The organism is Isoptericola aurantiacus, assembly GCF_044769875.1.
GTDB lineage: Bacteria > Actinomycetota > Actinomycetes > Actinomycetales > Cellulomonadaceae > Isoptericola > Isoptericola aurantiacus.
This window is the reverse complement of record NZ_JBJBAE010000001.1, coordinates 1086333-1104613: the sequence shown is the minus strand read 5'-3', so window position 1 is coordinate 1104613 and position 18281 is coordinate 1086333. Positions and strand designations below refer to the sequence as shown.

The following is an 18281-nucleotide window of genomic DNA, read 5'->3' as shown; positions in this document are numbered from 1 at the left end:
CCCCGCAGCGCTGCGGGGTCGTGCGCCTCCTCTCCGTCACGTCGTCGTGCCGACGGGGCCCGCCGCGTCGAACCGGTTCGATGACCGGCCGACGACGGCGCGCCCCGGCACCGGTCAGCCCACCGGCTCCCCCGCGTCCCGGCCCGCGGTGCGCCCGACGAGCCCGTCCAGCGCGCCGTCCCGCAGGAACACCGGCACCACGTCCAGCGGAGCGGGCACGACGACGGAGGTCCCGCCGTCGTGCACCGTGCCGCTCGCCGCATCGGTCCAGCGCGCCCCGGCCGGCAGGTACACCTCGCGCTCGCGAGCGCCCGGCTCCAGGACCGGCGCCACGAGCACGTCCGGGCCGAGCAGGAACTGGTCGTCGATCTCCCACGCTCGCGGGTCGGCCGGGAAGTCGTGGAACAGCCCGCGCATCGCCGGCTGGCCGTCGGTGTGCGCGGCGCGCATCACGTCACGCACGTAACCGCGCAGGTCCTCCCGGAGATGTACATAGCGCTCCAGCACGGCGTACACCTCGTCGCCGAAGCTCCACAGCTCGTTCGGCCCGCCCGAGCGCAGCCGCCGCGAACCGTCGGCTGCGCTGATCTCCTCGTACGGCAGCCGGTCGCCGTGCAGCCGCATCACCGGGCAGAACGTCCCGAACTGGAACCATCGCACCAGCAGCTCGTGGAACCCGGGGTCGCCGACGTCCCCCGCGTGGAAGCCGCCGATGTCCGTGGTGAACCACGGGATGCCCGCCACGCCCATGTGGATGCCGGCGGTGATCTGCCGGGCCAGGTCCGTCCACGTCGAGGAGATGTCCCCCGACCACACCAGCGCGCCGTACCGCTGGCTCCCGGCCCACGCGCACCGCAGCAGGTTCACCACCTCGGTCTCGCCGTCGGACCGCTGCCCCTCGAAGAACGCCCGCGCGAACGCCTGCGGGTAGAGGTTGCCGACCCGCTGGTAGGGGCCCAGGTGGGTGCGGTAGGCGTCGTAGTCGTAGACGCCGAGCTCGGGCTCGGCCTCGTCGAGCCAGAACGTGCGGATGCCGTGGCGGCCGTAGTTGCGGCGGCACGTCTCCCACAGCCACTCCCGGGCCGCAGGGTTCAGCACGTCGAGGAACGCGCTCGGCCCCTCGAACGACATCTGCACATCGAGCCCGCGGTCGGCACGGACCAGCAGGTTGTTCCGGCGCAGGTGGACGTAGTTCTCCGACGCGAGCGCCACCTGGGGCCAGACCGAGACCATGAGCTCGACGCCGAGCTCGTCCAGCTCGGCGACCATCGCCGCCGGGTCCGGCCAGAACTCGTCCTCGAACCGGTAGTCGCCCATGTGCGGCCAGTGGAAGAAGTCCGCGACGATCACGTCCAGCGGCAGCCCGCGACGCCGGTGCTCGCGGGCGACCTCCAGCAGCTCCTCCTGCGAGGAGTACCGCAGCTTGCACTGCCAGAACCCGAGGCCGCGCTCCGGCATCATCGGGGCGTGGCCGGTCGCCGCGGCGTAGCTCCGCGCGATCGCGGCCGGCGTCCGGCCTGCCGTCACCCAGTAGTCGAGCTGACGGGTCGACTCCGCGAACCACTCGGTGCGGTTGCGGGCGAACGTGGCCCGCCCGATCGCCGGGTCGTGCCAGAGGAACCCGTACCCCGCGCTGGAGACGACGAACGGCACCGACGCCTGGGAGTTGCGGTGCGCGAGCTCGAACGTCGACCCCTTGAGATCCAGCACGTGCTGCTGGTACTGCCCCATGCCGGCCAGGTGCTCGTCGGGGTCCGCCTCGAACGACGCCGTCAGGGTCACGCCGTCGTCGCCGGTCCGCGGGCGCAGGTGCCGCGCCCGCAGGTCCAGCGACCCGCCCCGGTCCAGCTCGCGGAAGAGCAACCGGCCGTCGGCGTCGTAGAAGGCCAGGTCGCAGCGGAACACCTCGTAGCCCACCGGGTCGTGGTGCCACGACGACGCCGCCAGCTCGACGCGGAGCCCGCCGTTGACGAGCGTCGCGCCGTCGGGGCGCACCTCGGTGCGCACGTCGGCGTGCGCCGCCGGGTCCGGCGGCAGCAGCGCCCAGTCGGCGTCGACGACGTCGCCCAGCGACGCGCGCACGCGCACGCTGTCCCGTCCCCACGGCTCGACGACGAGCGTCTCGCCGGCGCCGCGCCAGATCAGGCGATGTCCGTCGGCGTGGACGGGCAGGTCGTTCGCTGCGGTCACCAGGTCTCCTTCGACGAGTGGCGGATGGGTGGTGCACCGCCCGGGGCGTGCGCCCCGGGCGGTGGATCAGGTGGTCGGGACGAACACGCGCATCGTGGACGGACCGCGCTCGGCCCACCGGTGGTAGGGCACCAGCGTGACCTCGAACGTCCCCGACGCCACGTCGAGCGCCGACGCCGGCGGCGCGGACGACGCCGGCGGCGCGGAGGCGAACGGCGGCAGCCCCGTGCCGCCGTCGGGCAGGCCGACCGCGCGCACCCGCACGAGCGCGCCGTCGTCGTGGGCGTCCACCCCGGCCGCGACGTCGAGGCGTACCGACTCCAGGGCGACGCCGTCGGGCAGGTCGACGGACTCCAGGCACAGCACGACCGGTCCGCGTTCGACGGCGACCGTTCCGCGCGCGGCGTCCACGCGCGGGTCCGGCCAGGTCAGGCGGGGCGCCACGGGCAGCTCGAGCACGACGACGTCGCCCGCGGCGAGCGCCCCCGGCACCTCCACCCACCCCGGCGCGGCGTCCTTCACGGCACCGTCCGCCCCGCCGGCGGCCACGGCCGACGTCAGCGTGGCGCCATCGGCCCAGTGCGGCACCCGCAGGCGCAGCGCGACCGGCGCGACCGGCGCCGCGACGACCTCGACCCGGACGGTCCCCGACTCGGGGTAGGTGGTGTCCACGCGCAGGGCGAGCTCACCGTCCCCGAAGGCGACGCGCACGTCACCGGAGGCGTACTGGGCCAGCGTCACGACCGCCGTCGCGTCCGGACCGGCGCCCTCCTCGACGACCGCGGCGTACGTGTGCCACGAGGCCAGCGTGCGCGCCACGTTGGTGGGGCAGCAGGAGACGTCGAACCACGGGGCGCGGGCGCCGCCCTCCGCACGGGGGTTCACCGCGTCCGGCCGCATCGGCGCACCCTGCTCACGCTGCTGCAACGGGTTGGCGTAGAAGAACGCCCGCCCGTCCGTGCGCGGGGAGGTGGCGACCACGTTGTACAGGGTGCGCTCGATCAGGTCCGCGTACCGGACGTCGTCGGTGGCGAGCAGCAGTCGCCAGGACACCATCACCGAGGCGATCCCGGCACAGGTCTCGCAGTACGCGCGGTCCGGCGGCAGCTCGAAGTCCTCGCCGAACCCCTCGTCCTGGTGGCGCGAGCCCATGCCGCCGGTCAGGTACGTGCGACGTTCCACCGAGCGCGTCCACTGCCGCTCGACGGCGGCCCGCAGGTCGTCGTCGTCGGTGTCGACCGCGACGTCCACGGCTCCCGCCGCCAGGTAGAGCGCGCGCACGGCGTGCCCGCGCCACACGTCGGCGTCGCGCACCGGGACGTCGTCCTGGAAGTACGCGGGACCGAGCAGGGCGATCGGGGGCAGGGTGCCGTGCCCGCGACGCTCGACGAACACCCGTGCCTGCTCGGTGTAGCGCGGCTCGCCCAGCGCCCGGCCCAGCTCGGCCAGCCCCAGCTCGATCTCCGGGTGGCCGCACAACCCGTCGCGGCCGCCGGGGCCGAACTCCCGGCACACCTGGTCCGCGGCCCGTCGCGCCACCTCGACGAGCAGGTCCGGGCCGTGGGTGCGCAGCCGCGCGACGGCGGCCTGCAGCAGGTGCCCGGTGCAGTACAGCTCGTGGCCGGCCGAGAGGTCGGTGTAGCGGCCCGGCTGACCGGCGTGGCCGTAGCAGGTGTTGAGGTAGCCGTCGTCGTCCTGGGCCGCGGCGACCCGGTCCACGACCTTCGTCCACAGGGCCTCGGTGGCCGGGTCGCCGGTGCGCCCGAGCTCCCAGGCCGCGGCCTCGAGCAGCTTGTAGACCTCCGAGTCGGAGAACTGCCAGCCCGGCCGGGGCTCCCCGGTGGTGCCGACGGTACCGTCCGCGACCCGGTCGAAGTTGGCGATCCAGCCGAGCCGCTCCATCCAGTCCAGGCAGTGCTGCAGCGTGGCGCGGGCGTTGGTCTCCTGGAGCGTGCCCCAGAAGCCGCCGTCCAGCCGGACCTCGCCGATACCGACCCCGCGCCGGGGTCCCGCGGGGACGACGGGCCGGGCGCGGAGCGCGCCGGAGATGGTGTCTGTCACGTCGAGAGCCCTTCAGTCCTTGACGGCGCCGGCGGTGACACCGGCCGCCACGTAGCGCTGGGCCACCACGAGCAGGATCGCGGCCGGCACGGACGCGACGACGGCGGTGGCCATGATCGCGTTCCACTGCGTGGTGTTGTTGCCGATGTAGTTGTAGATGCTCAGCGTGATCGGGATGAGGTCGCCGTTGCGGTTGAGCGTGGAGGCGAAGATGAAGTCCGACCACGCCCACAGGAACGCGAACAGCGACACCGTCAGCACCGAGTTGCGGCTCACCGGCAGCACGATCTCCCAGAAGGTGCGCCACGGGCCGGCGCCGTCGACCCGGGCCGCCTGCAGCAGCTCACGCGGGATGCCTGCCATGAAGGCGGTGAACAGCAGCACGCCGAACGGCACCGCGATCGTCGAGTCCGCGACGATGAGGCCGCCCACGGTGTTGAGCAGGCCGAGGTTGTTGTAGACGGCGTAGAAGCCCATCGCCATCACCACGGCGGGGATCATCTGCGCCACGAGCAGCAGGAAGTTCAGGGTCCGGCCGCCACGCAGGTGCAGCAGCGCCAGGGCGTACCCGGCCGGCGCGGCGATGACGACGGTCAGCACCACCGACCCGAGGCCGATCAGCAGGCTGGTGCCCAGCGCGCCGATCTGCTGGTCGAACACCGCCTGGTACCCCTCGAACGTGGGGTCCCAGGGGAACCAGTGGGGCGGGTCGGCCCGCAGGTCCTTGGTCTGCGTGAACGAGACGTTCACCATCCAGTAGACGGGGAACAGCATGACGAGCGTGAAGAGCACGCCGAGCGCGGTCTTCCACCAGGGCCGGGTGCCGGTCATGACGTCACCTCCTGTCGGTGCTGGAGCCGCAGGTGCAGGAACCCGAACACCAGCGCGATGACGATGAGCAGGTTGCCGACGGCGGCGGCCGGGGAGAAGTCGGGCTGCCCGGTGCCGAAGGCCTCGCGGTAGGACCAGATGGCGAGCGTCGTGGACGCGTCGCCCGGGCCACCGGTGGTCATCACCCAGATCACGTCGACCACCTTGAGGGTGTAGATCAGGCCCAGCAGGATGGTGATCGCCGAGACGGGCCGCAGCAGCGGGAACGTGATGGACCAGAACTGCCGCCACGGGCCGGCGCCGTCGAGGGACGCGGCCTCGTAGACCTCGCCGGGGATGTTCTGCAGCCCCGAGTAGAGGATGACCAGGTTGAACGGGATGCCCAGCCAGATGTTGGCGATCGTCACCGACAGCAGCGCGGTGTCCGGCGAGGTGAGCCAGTTGATCTGCTCGCCGCCGAACGCCGTGATCACCGAGTTGACGATGCCGTTCTCGCTGTTGAGCATCCACGCCCAGGTGGACGCCGACACGATCAGCGGCAGCAGCCACGGCACGAGGAACATCGCGCGCAGCGTGCCGGACAGCCGGAAGCTCGACCGGAAGAACACGGCCAGCGCCAGACCGATCGTGAACTGGAACGCGATGGACCCGAACGTGAACACGGCCGTGTTCCACAGCGCCGTCGGGAACGTCGAGGAGCTGAAGACGTCCAGGTAGTTCTGGAAGCCGACGAACTCGGCGTCCCCCTGCACGAAGGCGCGGATCGTGTAGTCGTGCACCGACAGGTCGATGTTGCGCCACAGGGGGTACGCGTAGAAGAGCACGAGGTACACCAGGAGCGGCGCGGCGAAGCCGATCGCGGCCCACTGGCTCGGGTTCAGCGTCCGTCGGCGCCGCCGGGCGGGCGGCGCGGCGGGCGTGGTGCCCGCCGCGCCGCGCGGCCCTCCGCGCGACCCGACCGCTGCCGGGGTGCTGGTCATGACAGGTCCTTCTCGATGGGTGCGCCCCGCGGGGCGCGGTGCGGTCCGGGGCCGCGAGCGTCAGCTCGTGGCGGCCTCGGCGTCGGCCTGTGCGGTCTCCAGGGCGTCGGCCGGGCTGGCCGCACCGGACAGCGCGTTCTGCACGGCGGTCCACAGCGCCTCGGAGATCAGCGGGTAGTCGGTGCCCAGGCCGTCGCTGGTGCGGCCCTTGGCGTTCTGCACGGCCTCGACCCACGGCTCGAGGTCCGCGTTCTCCTCGACCAGCTGCTCCTGGCCCTCGGCCGTCGGCGGGATGTAGTACGCGAAGGTGTTCGCCGTCTCGACGAAGCCCTCCGGCGTCGTCATGCACTCGACGATCTGGCGGGTCACGTCGTAGCGCGCGGTGTCCTCCTGGACGGGAGCCACGATGAACTCGCCGCCGGTCGGGGCCGGGGCCACGCCGCCGTCCTTGCCGGGGAGCTGGACGATGCCGGTCTCGAAGTCCGCCTCGGCGGCGCTGTTGACCTGCCAGGTGCCGTTCTCGGCGAACGCGAAGTCACCGGTGAGGAACTCCTCCCAGACGGTGTTCTGGGAGTTGTTGATGACGGTGTTGGGGGCGTAACCGTCGTCCAGCCAGCCCTTCCACAGTTCGAGGGCCTCGACGGCCTCGGGCGAGGACAGGTCGGTCAGGTCGGCGCCCGCGCCCCAGAACCAGGGCAGGAACTGGAAGGAGCCCTCCTCGGTGCCGATCCCGGCGAACGTGATGCCCTTGTGCCCGGCCCCGGTGACCTGCTCCAGGGCGGCGGTCAGGGAGTCCCAGTCGGTGATCGACGCCGGGTCGACGCCGGCGTCGGACAGGACGTCCGCGTTGTAGTAGAGCGAGAGCGTGTTGGCGCCGATCGGGACGCCGTAGGCGGCGCCGTCGACGACGCCCGCGTCGAGCAGGTTCTGGTCGAGGGCCGAGGTGTCGAGGCCGAGGTCGTCGACCGTGGTGAGCATGCCGGTGTCGGCGAGCGTGGACACGGCCGGGTTGTCGATGAGGATGACGTCGGGCGACGTGCCCTCCTGAGCCGACAGCAGCGCCTGGTTGGTCAGGGCGGTGGTGTCGTAGGCGGTGCGCTCGATGGTGACGCCGGCGTCCTCGCCGCACGCCTGCACGCGGGCCTCCCAGTCGGAGGAGCCGTCGTGCTGGGGGTACGGGTCCCACCACGTGTAGGTCCCGCCCGCCGCGGTGTCGCCGGACGCGTCGTCCGTGCCGGCGTCGTCGGACGAGGAGCACGCGCCGAGCACGCCGACGCCGGCGACGGCGAGGGCGGCTGCTGCGGCGAGAGTCCGGGGGTTGCGCCTGATGTGCTGCATGGTTCCTCCTTGAACGTCGGCCGACGACGGCGCCGGCGGCCTGCTGGTGCTTCTTCTGCTGCGTGGATGGATCGTCGAACCGGTTCGCTGACGCTGGTGCGGAGACGACGACGCGGTGTGGTGCGGTATCAGTCCCCCCGGGGGGCGGCGGTGCTGCCCCGGTCGACCAGCTCGGGCGAGACGAACCGCACGACGTGCGGCTCGTCGGGACCCACCTGACCCTCGATCCGCCGCACGAGCTCGCGCACGGCCATGCGCCCCAGGCGGTCCGGGGCGCTCTCGATCGAGGAGTACGGCAGGGAGAACGTGCGGGCGAACTCGTTCGAGTAGCGCCCGACGACGGAGAGGTCCGACGGCGCGGAGAGCCCGCGCTCGTGCAGGACGGTGGGCAGCGCGGCGGCCGCCGCCTCGTTGTTGATGAGCAGCCCGGTGGCGTTCGGGTGGGCGTCGAGCAGGGCGTGCAGGTCCCGTCCGACGTCGGGCTGGTGCGACGACCCGAAGACCGGGTGCAGCGTGACGCCGCGCGCCCGGGCCTCGGCGAGCGCCGCGTTCTGCAGGCGCCACACGTACGCGCCGCCGCGTTCGACGACGTGCTCGGGCTGCGAGACGAGCACCAGCTCGCGGTGCCCGAGGCGGTGGAGGTGGTCGACCATGAGCCGGCCGGCCTCCTCGAAGTCGAGGTCGAACACGTCGACGCCGGAGCAGTCGGCCGGGAGGCCCACGAGCGCGCCGGGCTGGGTCGCCGCGCGCAGGATCGGCAGGCGGTCGTCGTCCTCGGCGACGTTCAGCAGCACGATCCCGTCGACCATGCGCGAGTCGGTCATCCGGCGCAGGGCGTTGCGCCCGTCCTCCTCCGTGGCGAGGAGGATGTCGTAGCCCAGCTCGCGCGCCGTGTTCGACACGCCGAGCATGTACTGGAGCATGGCGGGCGCGAACTCGTCCTCGAGGAACTGCGCGAGCAGCCCGATGACGCGGGTCTGCGACGTGGCCAGGGCGCGCGCGCCGGCGTTGGGGGTGTAGCCCAGCTCGCGGACGGCGTCCTCGACACGACGGCGGACGTCGGCGGAGATGGCACGCTTGCCGGACAGCGCGTACGACGCCGTGCTGCGCGACACACCCGCGATGCGGGCGACGTCCCCGATGGTGGCCACCGTGCCTCCTTGATCTGCTCTCGTCCTTGCGAACCGGTTCGACAGTAACGCACGTGCTCTGGGTCACGCAAGAGTCGTGACAGACCCGTGATCTAGCCGTTCCCCGTGGCAATCATCGAACCGATTCACATCCGACCCGGTCGCGTCGAGCGTCTCCGTTCCGGTGGAGTCGGCGCCGGATGAGCACGGGACAGAGACGCTCGACGAGGGGTGCACCCGCGCCTGTGGAGAACGCTGCGGGCTGTCGGCCCCGTGCGGCACGCTGGGTCCATGACGCCGACCGCCGACCCCGCCGACGCCCCGACACTCCCGGACACCTCCGCACCGGCCGCTCGATGCTTCGGCGACGGCGACCCGCTCTACGCCGAGTACCACGACACCGAGTGGGGCGTCCCGGTGCACGGCGAGGGCGCGCTGCTCGAGCGGATCGCCCTGGAGGGGTTCCAGTCCGGGCTGTCGTGGCTGACGATCCTGCGCAAGCGCGACGCGTTCCGCGAGGTCTTCCACGGCTTCGATCCCGAGCGCGTCGCCGCGATGACGCCCGACGACGTCGAGCGTCTGCTCGCGGACGCCCGCATCGTGCGCAACCGCGCCAAGATCGAGGCCACGATCGCCAACGGTCGCGCCGTCCTGGCGCTGCACGACGCCGGCCGCACGCTCGACGAGCTCTTCTGGTCCTTCGCTCCCCCGCCTCGCGGCGAACGCCCCGCCACCTGGGAGGACGTCCCCGCCAGCACCGACGAGTCGAGGGCCCTGGCCAAGGCCCTGAAGACAGAGGGTTTCCGGTTCTTCGGCCCGACGACGGCCTACGCGGCGATGCAGGCGTGCGGGCTCGTCGACGACCACCCCGCCACCTGCCGCGCCGTCACGGGGTGACGAGGAGTTCTCAGTCCTCCCGCACCGCGCGGCGCGCGGCCGCCCACGCACCCGTGGACCACAGGGCGAGCGCCACGAGCACCGGCTGGAAGAACAGCCTGCCGAACCGCTTGGCGTCGGTGTCCAGCCCGAACCCGTCGGTGTGCTCCAGCCACTGGCCGACGTTGCCGGGGAAGATCACCACGAAGAACGCCGCGGCGACGAGGCCGACCGCGACCTTCCACCGGGACAGCACGACCAGCGAGGACCCGATCGCGATCTCGACCACGCCCGAGGCGAGCACCGTCACGTCCTCGTCGACCGGGAACCAGCCCGGCACCTGGGCCCGGAACTCCTCGCGGGCCACCGTCAGGTGCGTGATGCCGGCACCCGCGAGCGCCAGGCCCAGACCGATCCGGGAGAGCGTCCGCGGCAGCGACGTGGGGGTGGGACGGGTGAGCTCGTGCAGATCCATGCCTGCGATCGTCGCACCGTGCGCTCACGGGTGCGACCTGGTCTGATGTCCCCGTGGAAGGCTTCTGGTGGGGACTGCTCGGCAGCTCGTCGCTGATCATCGGCGCGCTGCTGGTGCTGTGGCGCACCCCCAGCAGACGCGTCACGGGTCTGATCATGGCGTTCGGAGCCGGTGTGCTGATCAGCGCCGTGGCCTACGACCTGGTGGAGGACGCGTCGCAAGACGCGAGCGGCTGGGTGCTGTTGGCCGGGCTGTCCGCCGGTGCGCTGACGTTCTTCGGGGGTGACCTGCTGATCGACCGGTACGGGGGCGACGACCGCAAACGCTCCACCGGGGCACAGTCCCAGGGCACCGGTGGGGCGATCGCCCTCGGCACGGTGCTCGACGGCATCCCGGAGTCCGTGGTGCTCGGGTCCACGCTGGTCGGTGGCGGCGGGATCAGCGTCGCGGTGCTCGCCGCCGTGTTCGTCTCCAACCTGCCCGAGGCGATGGCCGCGACGGTCGGGCTGCGCCAGGCCGGCACGTCGACGGTCCGCCTGTTCGTGCTGTGGGGCAGCACCACGCTGGTCTCCGCCGTCGCGGCGGGGGTCGGCTACGCGGCGCTGGGCGGTGCTGCTCCCGGTGTGCTCGCCGTCGTGCAGGCCTTCGCCGCCGGCGCCCTGCTGACGATGCTGATCGACACGATGATCCCGGAGGCGACGGAGTTCGGCGGTCCGGTGACGGGTCTGGTCACCGTGCTCGGGTTCGCCTCGGCCTTCGGCCTCTCGGCGATCGGGGGCTGAGCGCATGGCCACCACGACACCGCACCCGTCGCAGCGGCCCCACCTCGCCGCCGTCGTCGAGGACCGGTTCTACGCCGCTGCCGGGCGGCTGCTGCGCCGGCTCGGCTGGCGCCCCCGGCTGGAGGCGTACACGGGCTACGGGACGCCGGGCCGCGTACGGGTGCTGGCCCGGCTGCTGCTCGCGCCCCCCGGCCGACTCGCGGCCGACGACCCGCACCGCTCGGGGCGCCGCGGGTTCCGCCACTACCTGACGGTGCCCGAGCCCTTGCGCCCGGTGCACGTCGACGTCGGCGGGCGGGACGTCGTCGTGCGCACCGACCGCGCGGGCTACGTCGACGTCCAGGTGGAGCTGCCCGACGGCGGCGGGCTGCCGGCCGGGTGGCAGCACGCGCGCCTGACCGGCCCGGGCGGGCCGGAGGAGAGCTCGGTCGACGCGCCGCTGCTGGTGATCGACGCCGGCACGACGTTCGGGGTGGTCAGCGACATCGACGACACCACCATGGTCACCTCCGTGCCCCGGCCGCTGCTGGCCACCTGGAACACGTTCGTGCGCCACTCGAGCAAGCGCCGGGCCGTCCCGGGGATGCCCGAGCTGTACCGCACCCTGCGGCAGGCCCACCCCGACGCCCCGTTCCTCTACGTCTCCACGGGTGCCTGGAACACGGCCGCGACGCTGCGCGCGTTCCTCGCCCGCCACGTCTACCCGCCCGGTCCGCTGCTGCTCACCGACTGGGGGCCGACGCTGACGGGCTGGTTCCGCAGCGGGCAGGCGCACAAGAACGCCAGCCTCGAGATGCTCATGACGTGGTTCCCGCACGTGCGCTGGCTGCTGGTGGGCGACGACGGGCAGCACGACGCGGAGATCTACGCGCGCGCCGTCGAGCGGTGGCCGGGCCAGGTGGCGGCCGTGGCGATCCGCAGGCTCACGTCCTCCGAGCAGGTGCTGGCCGGCAACCTGCCCGACGGCGGGGCGGACGCCGCGCAGGAGGCATCCGGTCCGCGGGGCTCCGGCCGGGTCGTCCCCGTGGTCACGGGGGCGGACGGGTTCGAGCTCGCGCGGCGGCTGCGGGAGCTTCCCGGGGTGCTGCCGGGGCCGGGGGCCGCACCACCCGACGGGGACCGCGGGACGGACCGGTGACGGCCGGCTACATCCACCGGCTGCGCTTGAACACCCAGTACAGGATCGCGGCGAACGCGATCATGAGCGCCACGGCCAGCGGGTAGCCGAACGCCCAGTGCAGCTCGGGCATGACGTCGAAGTTCATCCCGTAGACGGCGGCGATCAGGGTCGGTGCGAACAGGATCGCCGCCCAGCCGGAGATCTTCTTCATGTCCTCGTTCTGACGCTGGGCCACCAGCGTCGAGTTCACCTCGAGGATCTGGCCGAGCGCCTCGCGGAGCTCGGCCACCCGCGCGTCGGCGCGCCTGAGGTGGTCCGAGACGTCCTGCAGGTAGGTCTGCAGCTCGGTCGCGATGGTGTACTTCGCGAACCCCGCCCGCAACGCCTCCAGCACCTCGGTCAGCGACGCCGTCGCGTGCTGCATGTCGATGACCTCCTGGCTGAGCCGGTAGATCCGTTCGGCCACCGCCGCGTCCCCGCTGAAGACCTGCCGCTCGATCTGCTCCTTGTCGACGGCGAGCCCCTGCAGCACGGGCGCGTACCCGTCCACGACGGCGTCCAGCAGCCGATAGACGACCGCCTCGGGGCCGAGACGGAGCAGGTGCTCGTCGGAGAGCAGCGTGCCGCCCCTGCCGACGAACCGGTCCGACTCCTCGTCCAGCCCGGTGGCCGGCTCGCCGTCGATCCAGCGGCCGTCCTGGCACAGCACGGCCACCGCGCCCGGACGCACCAGCAGGTGGAACTCCGCGAGGACCACGTCCTCCGCCTCGTCGACGTACCAGGCGGAACGCACCACGAGGAAGAGGACGTCGCCGTAGCGTTCGAGCTTGGGGCGCTGGCCCGCGTGCAGGAGGTCCTCGACGAGCAGCGGGTGCAGCTGCCAGGCCTGCGCCAGCTCCCGGACGTCCTGCGCCGACGGCCGGGGGTAGAGGGACATCGTCATGCGTCCCGGCGCGGCCTCGGCGAACCGCAGGCCGTCGGCCACGCTCGCGTCCGCCGGCGCGGGCTGCGGACGGCCGTCCTCGACGTAGCGGGTGACGTGCGCGACCTCCGCCGGCTCGGACACGGTCGTGACCTGCACCCGTCGCCGCAGCCTGTCCCGGCGTCGCGACGGCGCTCCCGGGCCGTTCCGATCCACCATCCGCACGCCCCTTCCCTCGCGGGCAGCATACGCAGCGGAGCCCGTCCGGGCAGGTCAGCGCAGCTCGTAGAAGCGCCAGAACCCGAAGTCGGCGATCGGCAGGTCGGCGACGGACGTGAACCCGGCCTCGTGCGCGTAGCGCGCCACGGTGTCGCGGCGGATCAGCGTCCCGGTGCCGACGCTGCCCGGGTGGCTGAGGCTGTCCGGCAGGCAGCACAGGATGCTGAACCCGTACAGCGCCCGCTGCACCTCGTCGGCGGGCGCGGCGAACGTGTCTTCGGCCGCCTCGTCCATGACGACGACCCGGCCCCCGGGCCTCAGGGCGGCCCGGACGGCGGTCAGCACGTCGACCGGGTAGGGCATGTCGTGCAGGCACTCGAAGAGGAACGCGGCGTCGTACCCGCCGCCTGCGAAGTCCTCCCCCGCGCTGTGGACGAACGTCACGTCGACGCCGGCCGCGGCGGCGTGGGCGCGGGCCCGCTCGATCGACGGCCCGTCGATGTCGATGCCGACGACGGTCGCCTCGGGGTAGGTGCGGGCCAGGGCCACGGTCGACCAGCCGTACCCGCAGCCGACGTCGGCGATCGTGGTCCCGGGCCGTGCGAGGTCCTCGTGCAGCGCCGGGACGCCGGCGAGCGCGGCCGGCAGCTCCTGCTCGAACCAGGGCCTGTTCATGTCCGCCTGGCCGCTGCGCGCGTCGTCGCCCAGCAGCTCCCACGACACGCCGCCCCCGTTGCGGTAGGCCTCGGCGAGGGCCGGCAGCTGGACCGCCGTGGCGGCGACGAGCCGGATGTAGGGGGCCAGGAAGTCGGTGCTGTGCGGGTCGGTGAACACGGTCACGGCCTCGGCGTCGAGCCCGAACCGGCGCTCGGCGGCAGAGCCGTCGGGAGCACCGTCGGCAGCGTCCTCGGCGACGGTCAGGTAGCCGGCCGCGGCCTGCTGCTCGCACCACTCGCGGGCGTACCGGGTCCGGGTGCTGGTGCGCTCGGCGAGCTCTGCCGGGGTCAGCGCGCCGGCGTCGGCGAGGGCGCGGTACCAGCCGAGCGTGTCGCCGAGGTAGATCGACAGCCCCTCCATCATGGCGACGCCGGTGGAGAAGACGCGCTCCGCGAGCGGGGCGTCAGGACGGGGCTGCTCGTCGTCGGCGGCAGGGGCACCCGCCGATGTGCTCGGGTCGCTCATCCTTCGAGGGTGCGACGACCCGGCGCGGATGTCGCGGGATCGGCGCCGGCACGGGGGGTGAACTCTGGCCGGCGGCGCCGCTCAGGGCACGAGCTCCTGGCCGCTCATGGAGTGGATCGAGGCCATGACCTGGTCGGTCAGCTCACGGCGCGCCTGCGCGGGGCGGGTACCGGCCGCGATCTGTCGCGACGGGTCGATCGGGACGCCGAACTCGACCCGGATGCCGCGGGTGGGGCGGGGCAGCCGCCGGCCGACGGGCTGCACCTTGTCGGTGCCGCGCAGCGCCACCGGGACCACCGGCGTCGTGCCGGCCAGGGCCAGCCATGCGACGCCGGTGTGACCCTTGTGCAGCCGCCCGTCGCGCGAGCGGGTCCCCTCGGGGTAGATCCCGAACGCGTCACCGCCCTGCAGCACCGCCAGCGCGTCCTGCAGGGAACGCTGCCCGGCCCGCGGGTCGTCGCGGTCCACCGGGATGTGACCCATGGTGGTGAAGAACCATCGCGAGATCCGGCCCTTGAGGCCGCGGCCCGTCCAGTACTCCGACTTCGCGATGAAGGTGACGTGCCGCGGGACCACGAGCGGCAGGATGATCGAGTCGATGAACGACAGGTGGTTGCTGGCGATGATGACCGGTCCCCGCCGTGGCACGTGGTGCAGCCCGAGCACCTGGGGACGCAGGAACACGTACACCAGGAGCGAGCACACGAGCTTGAGGATCCGGTACGTCACCGACCCATTGTGCCCTCAGCCCAGGGTGACGAGGTAGTCGTCCGCCTCCTCGTCCCACGCGAGCCGGACGGCGTCGGCGGCCGCGGCCGCCTTGCAGAACTGCAGGAAACCGCCGTAGCCCAGGGCCTTCTCGGAGAAGTCGGGGCGACGCTTGCGCACATGGTTCTTGAGGCCGGAGAGCGCCGCGGTGCCGCCCGCCTCCTGCACGACGTCGCGCAGCAGGTCGAACGCCTTGGCGCTGTCGGGCTGCTCGGGCAGCTCGAGGACGGGGTCGCCCGACGACGGCCCGTCGGAGAGCACGATGACCTCCCGGTCGGCGAGGTAGCGCAGGAACTCCCCGAAGGTGCGGAAGCCGTAGTCGGACTCGCTGAACGTCGGCTCCTTGCGCACCAGCGTGCGCTTGAGCTGCGACGCCGTCACGGAGCCGGAGGACGAGGCCTGCAGCCCGGCGAGGGTCTGGGCGACCTTGACCTCCATGGTCGGCGGCTCGCCGGCGGGCGCGTCGTCGTCCTCGTCGTGGTCGGGCTCGGGGGCGGTGTCGGGCACGTCGACGGGTTCGGGTGTCGAGAGCCCGGCCTTCTTGCGGCCACCCTTCGGGCCCGACGACGGCGCGGCGGCCTTGTCCTCGGCCGTGGCGGTGGCCTTGGCCCGGCCGCCGGACGTGCTGCTCGCGGACCCGGCGGACGACCGGGAGCTCGTGCCGCTGCGCCGGGTGGCGGGCTTCTTGCGCTGGGGCGCACGCTCGGACTCGTCGGGGACGTCGACGCCCTCGAGGCGGTCGTAGAAGAGGAACTCGTCACAGGCGCCGGGCAGCAGCCTGGAGGTGGACTTCTCCACGCCGACGCCGATGACGCGCTTGTCCAGCTCGCGCAGCTTGCTGACCAGGGGGGAGAAGTCGGAATCCCCTGTACACATGACGAACGTCGAGATGTACTCGCGCTCGAACGCCATCTCGATGGCGTCGACCACCATCTTGATGTCCGCGGCGTTCTTGCGGGAGGCACCCATGCGCTGCGGCATCTCGATCAGCTCGACCTGGTGGCGCGTCAACATCCGCCGGTCCTCGTCGAAGTACGACCAGTCCGCGTAGGCGCGTCGGGTGACCACCCGGCCCCGCACCGCGAGGGCGTCCGCGATCGGCTGGAAGTCGAACGTCATCCCGCCCAGGTGCTCCCGCGCGCCGAGCGCCAGGTTCTCGTAGTCGAGAAAGACGGCGAGGCGCTCTTCGGTATCCATGCCGTCACCCTACGGCTGACGCACCCCCGACACCGACCGGTGACCAGCCGAGACCGACGCCCGGGACGCCGAGCAGGCTGGAGAGTCCGGTCCCGGGACCCCTGTGGTTCCTGGACCGCGCGCCGGTCCCGCAGGATCTTTGCCAAGAACCTCGTCGGTGCGGTAGTGGTCGAGGAGCCCTCGCGTAGTATTCTGTAGTGCATGGCTCGACCGGACTGACAGCACCGCGGGGAGTACATCCGCACGCGCACCGACCGGTACGGGTCAGGTGAACAGAACATCGAACCGTCGTGGGCTGACGAGGCGTACGCGGACCCCTATGCGGTCGAGCTGCGGCCCGATCTGGCCAGTGTGAGCGGCAAGAGCGTGCGGACCATCGGCTGGTCGGATGCTGCGGGCTTCCTCATCACGGTGATCACCGTGGAGGACGACGGTCACCTGTGGGGCGTCAACGCGTGGAGGTCCAGCACCAGCGACCAACGCCGCTACACCAACGAGGACGGGAAGGAGTGACGACCGATGTCCGACGTACGAGACCTGATCGCCGCCGAGGCGGAGGCCTCCGAGGAATCGAGGCATGACCCGCTGCCGGCCGACGCGGTGGGCACCCGCCGTTCCCCGGGCGTCACCTCGCCGCGGGTGTTGTCGGTGCGGCTGGACGCCGAGGTGTTCGCCGACCTGTCCGCGCAGGCCGACCGCATGGGTACCCCGGTCTCGACGTTGGCGCGCATGCTCATCGTGCGGGGGCTGGGCAGCATCGAGGTCCCGGACCCCCAGGCCGTCGAGATCCTGAGCACGCTGCTGGCCGACCAGGTCCGGAACTCTGTGCGGTCCGAGGTGTCCCACCTGCTCCGCCCCGAGTTCCTGCGCGACGCGAGCGGATGACCGCCCTCGAGTTCAGCGCGTACCCCTGCCGGTCGGCCGCACGTGCGGAACTCTCCCACGCTTGCGATGCGGGCCGGACGGCAACGTCTCACGATGCGGTCAGGGTTGTCCGCTGGATGGGCCACGCCTAGAGTCGGGGTCCAAGCCATCCAGAGCGGCCGAGAGTCCTGGCTCGACGACGCCGCAGCAACCCGTTCTCCGACGGAAGCCTCCCGAGGACGAAGGTGCTCAACACCAGGTTCGATGGAGTGACGCATGGTCGCAGAGGCAATTTCTGACCCGGCACGTGCCGTGCCCGCCCGCCCGACGGTGAGCTTCGAGCTCATGCCGCCGCGGCGGCCCGACGCCGCGCCCAAGTTCTGGGCGACGGCGCGCGACCTCGTGGCGGCCCGGCCCGACTTCGTCTCGGTCACCTACGGCGCCGGCGGCGGCGACCGCGCCACCGCACGGCAGGTCGTCTCGACGCTCCTGGCCGGCACCCCGGTGCTGCCCATCGCGCACCTGACCTGTGTGGGCGCGCCCCGCGAGGACGTGTCGCAGGTCGTCGACGAGTTCCTCGAGGCGGGGGTCCGCTCGTTCCTCGCCCTGCGCGGCGACCCCCCGAAGGACCAGCCCGACTGGCGGCCCCCGGACGACGGCGTGCACTCCTCCGTCGAGCTCGTGCACCTGCTGCGCGAGGTCGAGGCCCGTCGCTGCGCCACCGACCCGGCCGCCGCCGTGCGCGGTGCCGCCCGGCCGCTGACCGTCGCCGTGGCCACGTTCCCCGACGGCAACCGCCAGGCGGGCACCACGCGCACCCAGGAGGTGCGGCGCCTGCTGGAGAAGCAGCAGGCCGGCGCCTCGTTCGCCATCACCCAGCTGTTCTACGCCGCGGACAGCTACACCGACTTCGTCGCCGAGGCCCGTGCGGCCGGGGTGACGATCCCGATCCTCGCCGGGCTGATGCCCACGACCGAGCCACGACGGCTCCGCCGTGTCGAGGACCTCACGGGTGTGCCCGCGCCCCAGCACCTGCTGGACGCGCTGGACGCCCAGCCGGACCCCGAGGCGCAGCACGCCTACGGGACCGCGTACGCCGTCGACGTCGCCCAGCGCGTGCTCGACGCCGGCGCACCCGGCCTGCACGTGTACACGTTCAACACGTCACGTCCCGCTCTGGACCTGCTCGAGGGTGTCCACCTCGGCGGTCGGACGGCGTCGCCCTCCGAGGCGTCCGTCGTCCCCGACCTGGCCAGAAGGCCGCTGGTACCGGGCATCCCGACCGACGTCCCCACGGTCGCCTGACCGCTCGTCCCGGCGAGCCCGCGCGCGACCCGCACGCCCTG

At 72.7% G+C, this 18281-nt stretch carries 17 protein-coding genes and 1 riboswitch; of the genes, 6 read left to right on the top strand and 11 right to left on the bottom strand.

Annotation, left to right across the window (positions count from 1 at the left end; translation table 11 throughout):
* Window positions 1-114: 114 nt before the first annotated feature.
* From ACIQLL_RS05080 to ACIQLL_RS05055, 6 genes are all read right to left on the bottom strand, one after another.
* Complete coding sequence (locus tag ACIQLL_RS05080; protein WP_402463992.1) at window positions 115-2190, bottom strand: glycoside hydrolase family 31 protein; 2076 nt, start codon at window positions 2188-2190, stop codon at window positions 115-117.
* Window positions 2191-2256: 66 nt separating this feature from the next.
* Window positions 2257-4251 carry a glycoside hydrolase family 127 protein gene (locus tag ACIQLL_RS05075; protein WP_402463990.1) on the bottom strand — a complete coding sequence of 665 codons (1995 nt, stop codon included), beginning with the start codon at window positions 4249-4251 and terminating at the stop codon, window positions 2257-2259.
* A gap of 12 nt (window positions 4252-4263) precedes the next feature.
* Entirely contained in the window at window positions 4264-5082 is an 819-nt protein-coding gene (locus ACIQLL_RS05070) for a carbohydrate ABC transporter permease (RefSeq protein WP_402463988.1), read from the bottom strand.
* Window positions 5079-6062: a carbohydrate ABC transporter permease gene (locus ACIQLL_RS05065; RefSeq protein ID WP_402463986.1), complete on the bottom strand. Its 984-nt coding sequence runs from the start codon at window positions 6060-6062 to the stop codon at window positions 5079-5081. The genes ACIQLL_RS05070 and ACIQLL_RS05065 overlap by 4 nt, the downstream gene beginning before the upstream one ends.
* A 60-nt stretch (window positions 6063-6122) precedes the next feature.
* Window positions 6123-7400 carry a sugar ABC transporter substrate-binding protein gene (locus tag ACIQLL_RS05060; protein ID WP_402463984.1) on the bottom strand — a complete coding sequence of 426 codons (1278 nt, stop codon included), beginning with the start codon at window positions 7398-7400 and terminating at the stop codon, window positions 6123-6125.
* Window positions 7401-7528: 128 nt separating this feature from the next.
* On the bottom strand, window positions 7529-8551 hold the full coding sequence (locus tag ACIQLL_RS05055) for a LacI family DNA-binding transcriptional regulator (protein ID WP_402463982.1): 1023 nt from the start codon (window positions 8549-8551) through the stop codon (window positions 7529-7531).
* A gap of 270 nt (window positions 8552-8821) precedes the next feature.
* Between ACIQLL_RS05055 and ACIQLL_RS05050 the strand changes: the two genes are divergently transcribed.
* A complete protein-coding gene (locus tag ACIQLL_RS05050; RefSeq protein ID WP_402463980.1) occupies window positions 8822-9427 on the top strand; it encodes a DNA-3-methyladenine glycosylase I in 606 nt (201 codons plus the stop codon).
* A gap of 10 nt (window positions 9428-9437) precedes the next feature.
* On the opposite strand, the gene ACIQLL_RS05045 is transcribed toward ACIQLL_RS05050, so the two are convergent.
* A complete protein-coding gene (locus ACIQLL_RS05045) occupies window positions 9438-9881 on the bottom strand; it encodes a DoxX family protein (protein ID WP_402463978.1) in 444 nt (147 codons plus the stop codon).
* Between the two features lie 53 nt (window positions 9882-9934).
* On the opposite strand from ACIQLL_RS05045, the gene ACIQLL_RS05040 reads away from it, so the two are divergent.
* Entirely contained in the window at window positions 9935-10663 is a 729-nt protein-coding gene (locus ACIQLL_RS05040; protein WP_402463976.1) for a ZIP family metal transporter, read from the top strand.
* A 4-nt stretch (window positions 10664-10667) separates the two neighbouring features.
* The gene (locus ACIQLL_RS05035; protein WP_402463974.1) at window positions 10668-11801 is read left to right on the top strand and encodes an App1 family protein; all 1134 of its coding nucleotides are present in this window, start codon (window positions 10668-10670) and stop codon (window positions 11799-11801) included.
* Between the two features lie 7 nt (window positions 11802-11808).
* Here the strand turns inward: ACIQLL_RS05035 and ACIQLL_RS05030 are convergent, their stop codons facing one another.
* The 4 genes from ACIQLL_RS05030 to ACIQLL_RS05015 all read right to left on the bottom strand — a co-directional run bounded on the left by ACIQLL_RS05030 (window position 11809) and on the right by ACIQLL_RS05015 (window position 16071).
* Complete coding sequence (locus ACIQLL_RS05030) at window positions 11809-12864, bottom strand: magnesium and cobalt transport protein CorA (protein WP_402463972.1); 1056 nt, start codon at window positions 12862-12864, stop codon at window positions 11809-11811.
* Window positions 12865-12978: 114 nt separating this feature from the next.
* Window positions 12979-14106 carry a class I SAM-dependent methyltransferase gene (locus tag ACIQLL_RS05025; protein ID WP_402463970.1) on the bottom strand — a complete coding sequence of 376 codons (1128 nt, stop codon included), beginning with the start codon at window positions 14104-14106 and terminating at the stop codon, window positions 12979-12981.
* Between the two features lie 81 nt (window positions 14107-14187).
* Window positions 14188-14835 (bottom strand): lysophospholipid acyltransferase family protein, encoded by a 648-nt coding sequence (locus ACIQLL_RS05020; protein WP_402463968.1) that lies wholly within the window; start codon window positions 14833-14835, stop codon window positions 14188-14190.
* Window positions 14836-14850: 15 nt separating this feature from the next.
* Window positions 14851-16071, bottom strand: coding sequence for an NYN domain-containing protein (locus tag ACIQLL_RS05015; RefSeq protein ID WP_402463966.1), 1221 nt, complete (start codon window positions 16069-16071; stop codon window positions 14851-14853).
* A 351-nt stretch (window positions 16072-16422) separates the two neighbouring features.
* On the opposite strand from ACIQLL_RS05015, the gene ACIQLL_RS05010 reads away from it, so the two are divergent.
* From ACIQLL_RS05010 to ACIQLL_RS05000, 3 genes are all read left to right on the top strand, one after another.
* Window positions 16423-16584 (top strand): hypothetical protein, encoded by a 162-nt coding sequence (locus ACIQLL_RS05010; RefSeq protein ID WP_402463964.1) that lies wholly within the window; start codon window positions 16423-16425, stop codon window positions 16582-16584.
* 6 nt (window positions 16585-16590) lie between these two features.
* Window positions 16591-16956 carry a hypothetical protein gene (locus tag ACIQLL_RS05005; RefSeq protein ID WP_402463962.1) on the top strand — a complete coding sequence of 122 codons (366 nt, stop codon included), beginning with the start codon at window positions 16591-16593 and terminating at the stop codon, window positions 16954-16956.
* A gap of 142 nt (window positions 16957-17098) precedes the next feature.
* Window positions 17099-17206: riboswitch (SAM riboswitch) on the top strand.
* 5 nt (window positions 17207-17211) lie between these two features.
* Window positions 17212-18240, top strand: coding sequence for a methylenetetrahydrofolate reductase (locus tag ACIQLL_RS05000; protein ID WP_402463961.1), 1029 nt, complete (start codon window positions 17212-17214; stop codon window positions 18238-18240).
* Window positions 18241-18281: the final 41 nt, after the last annotated feature.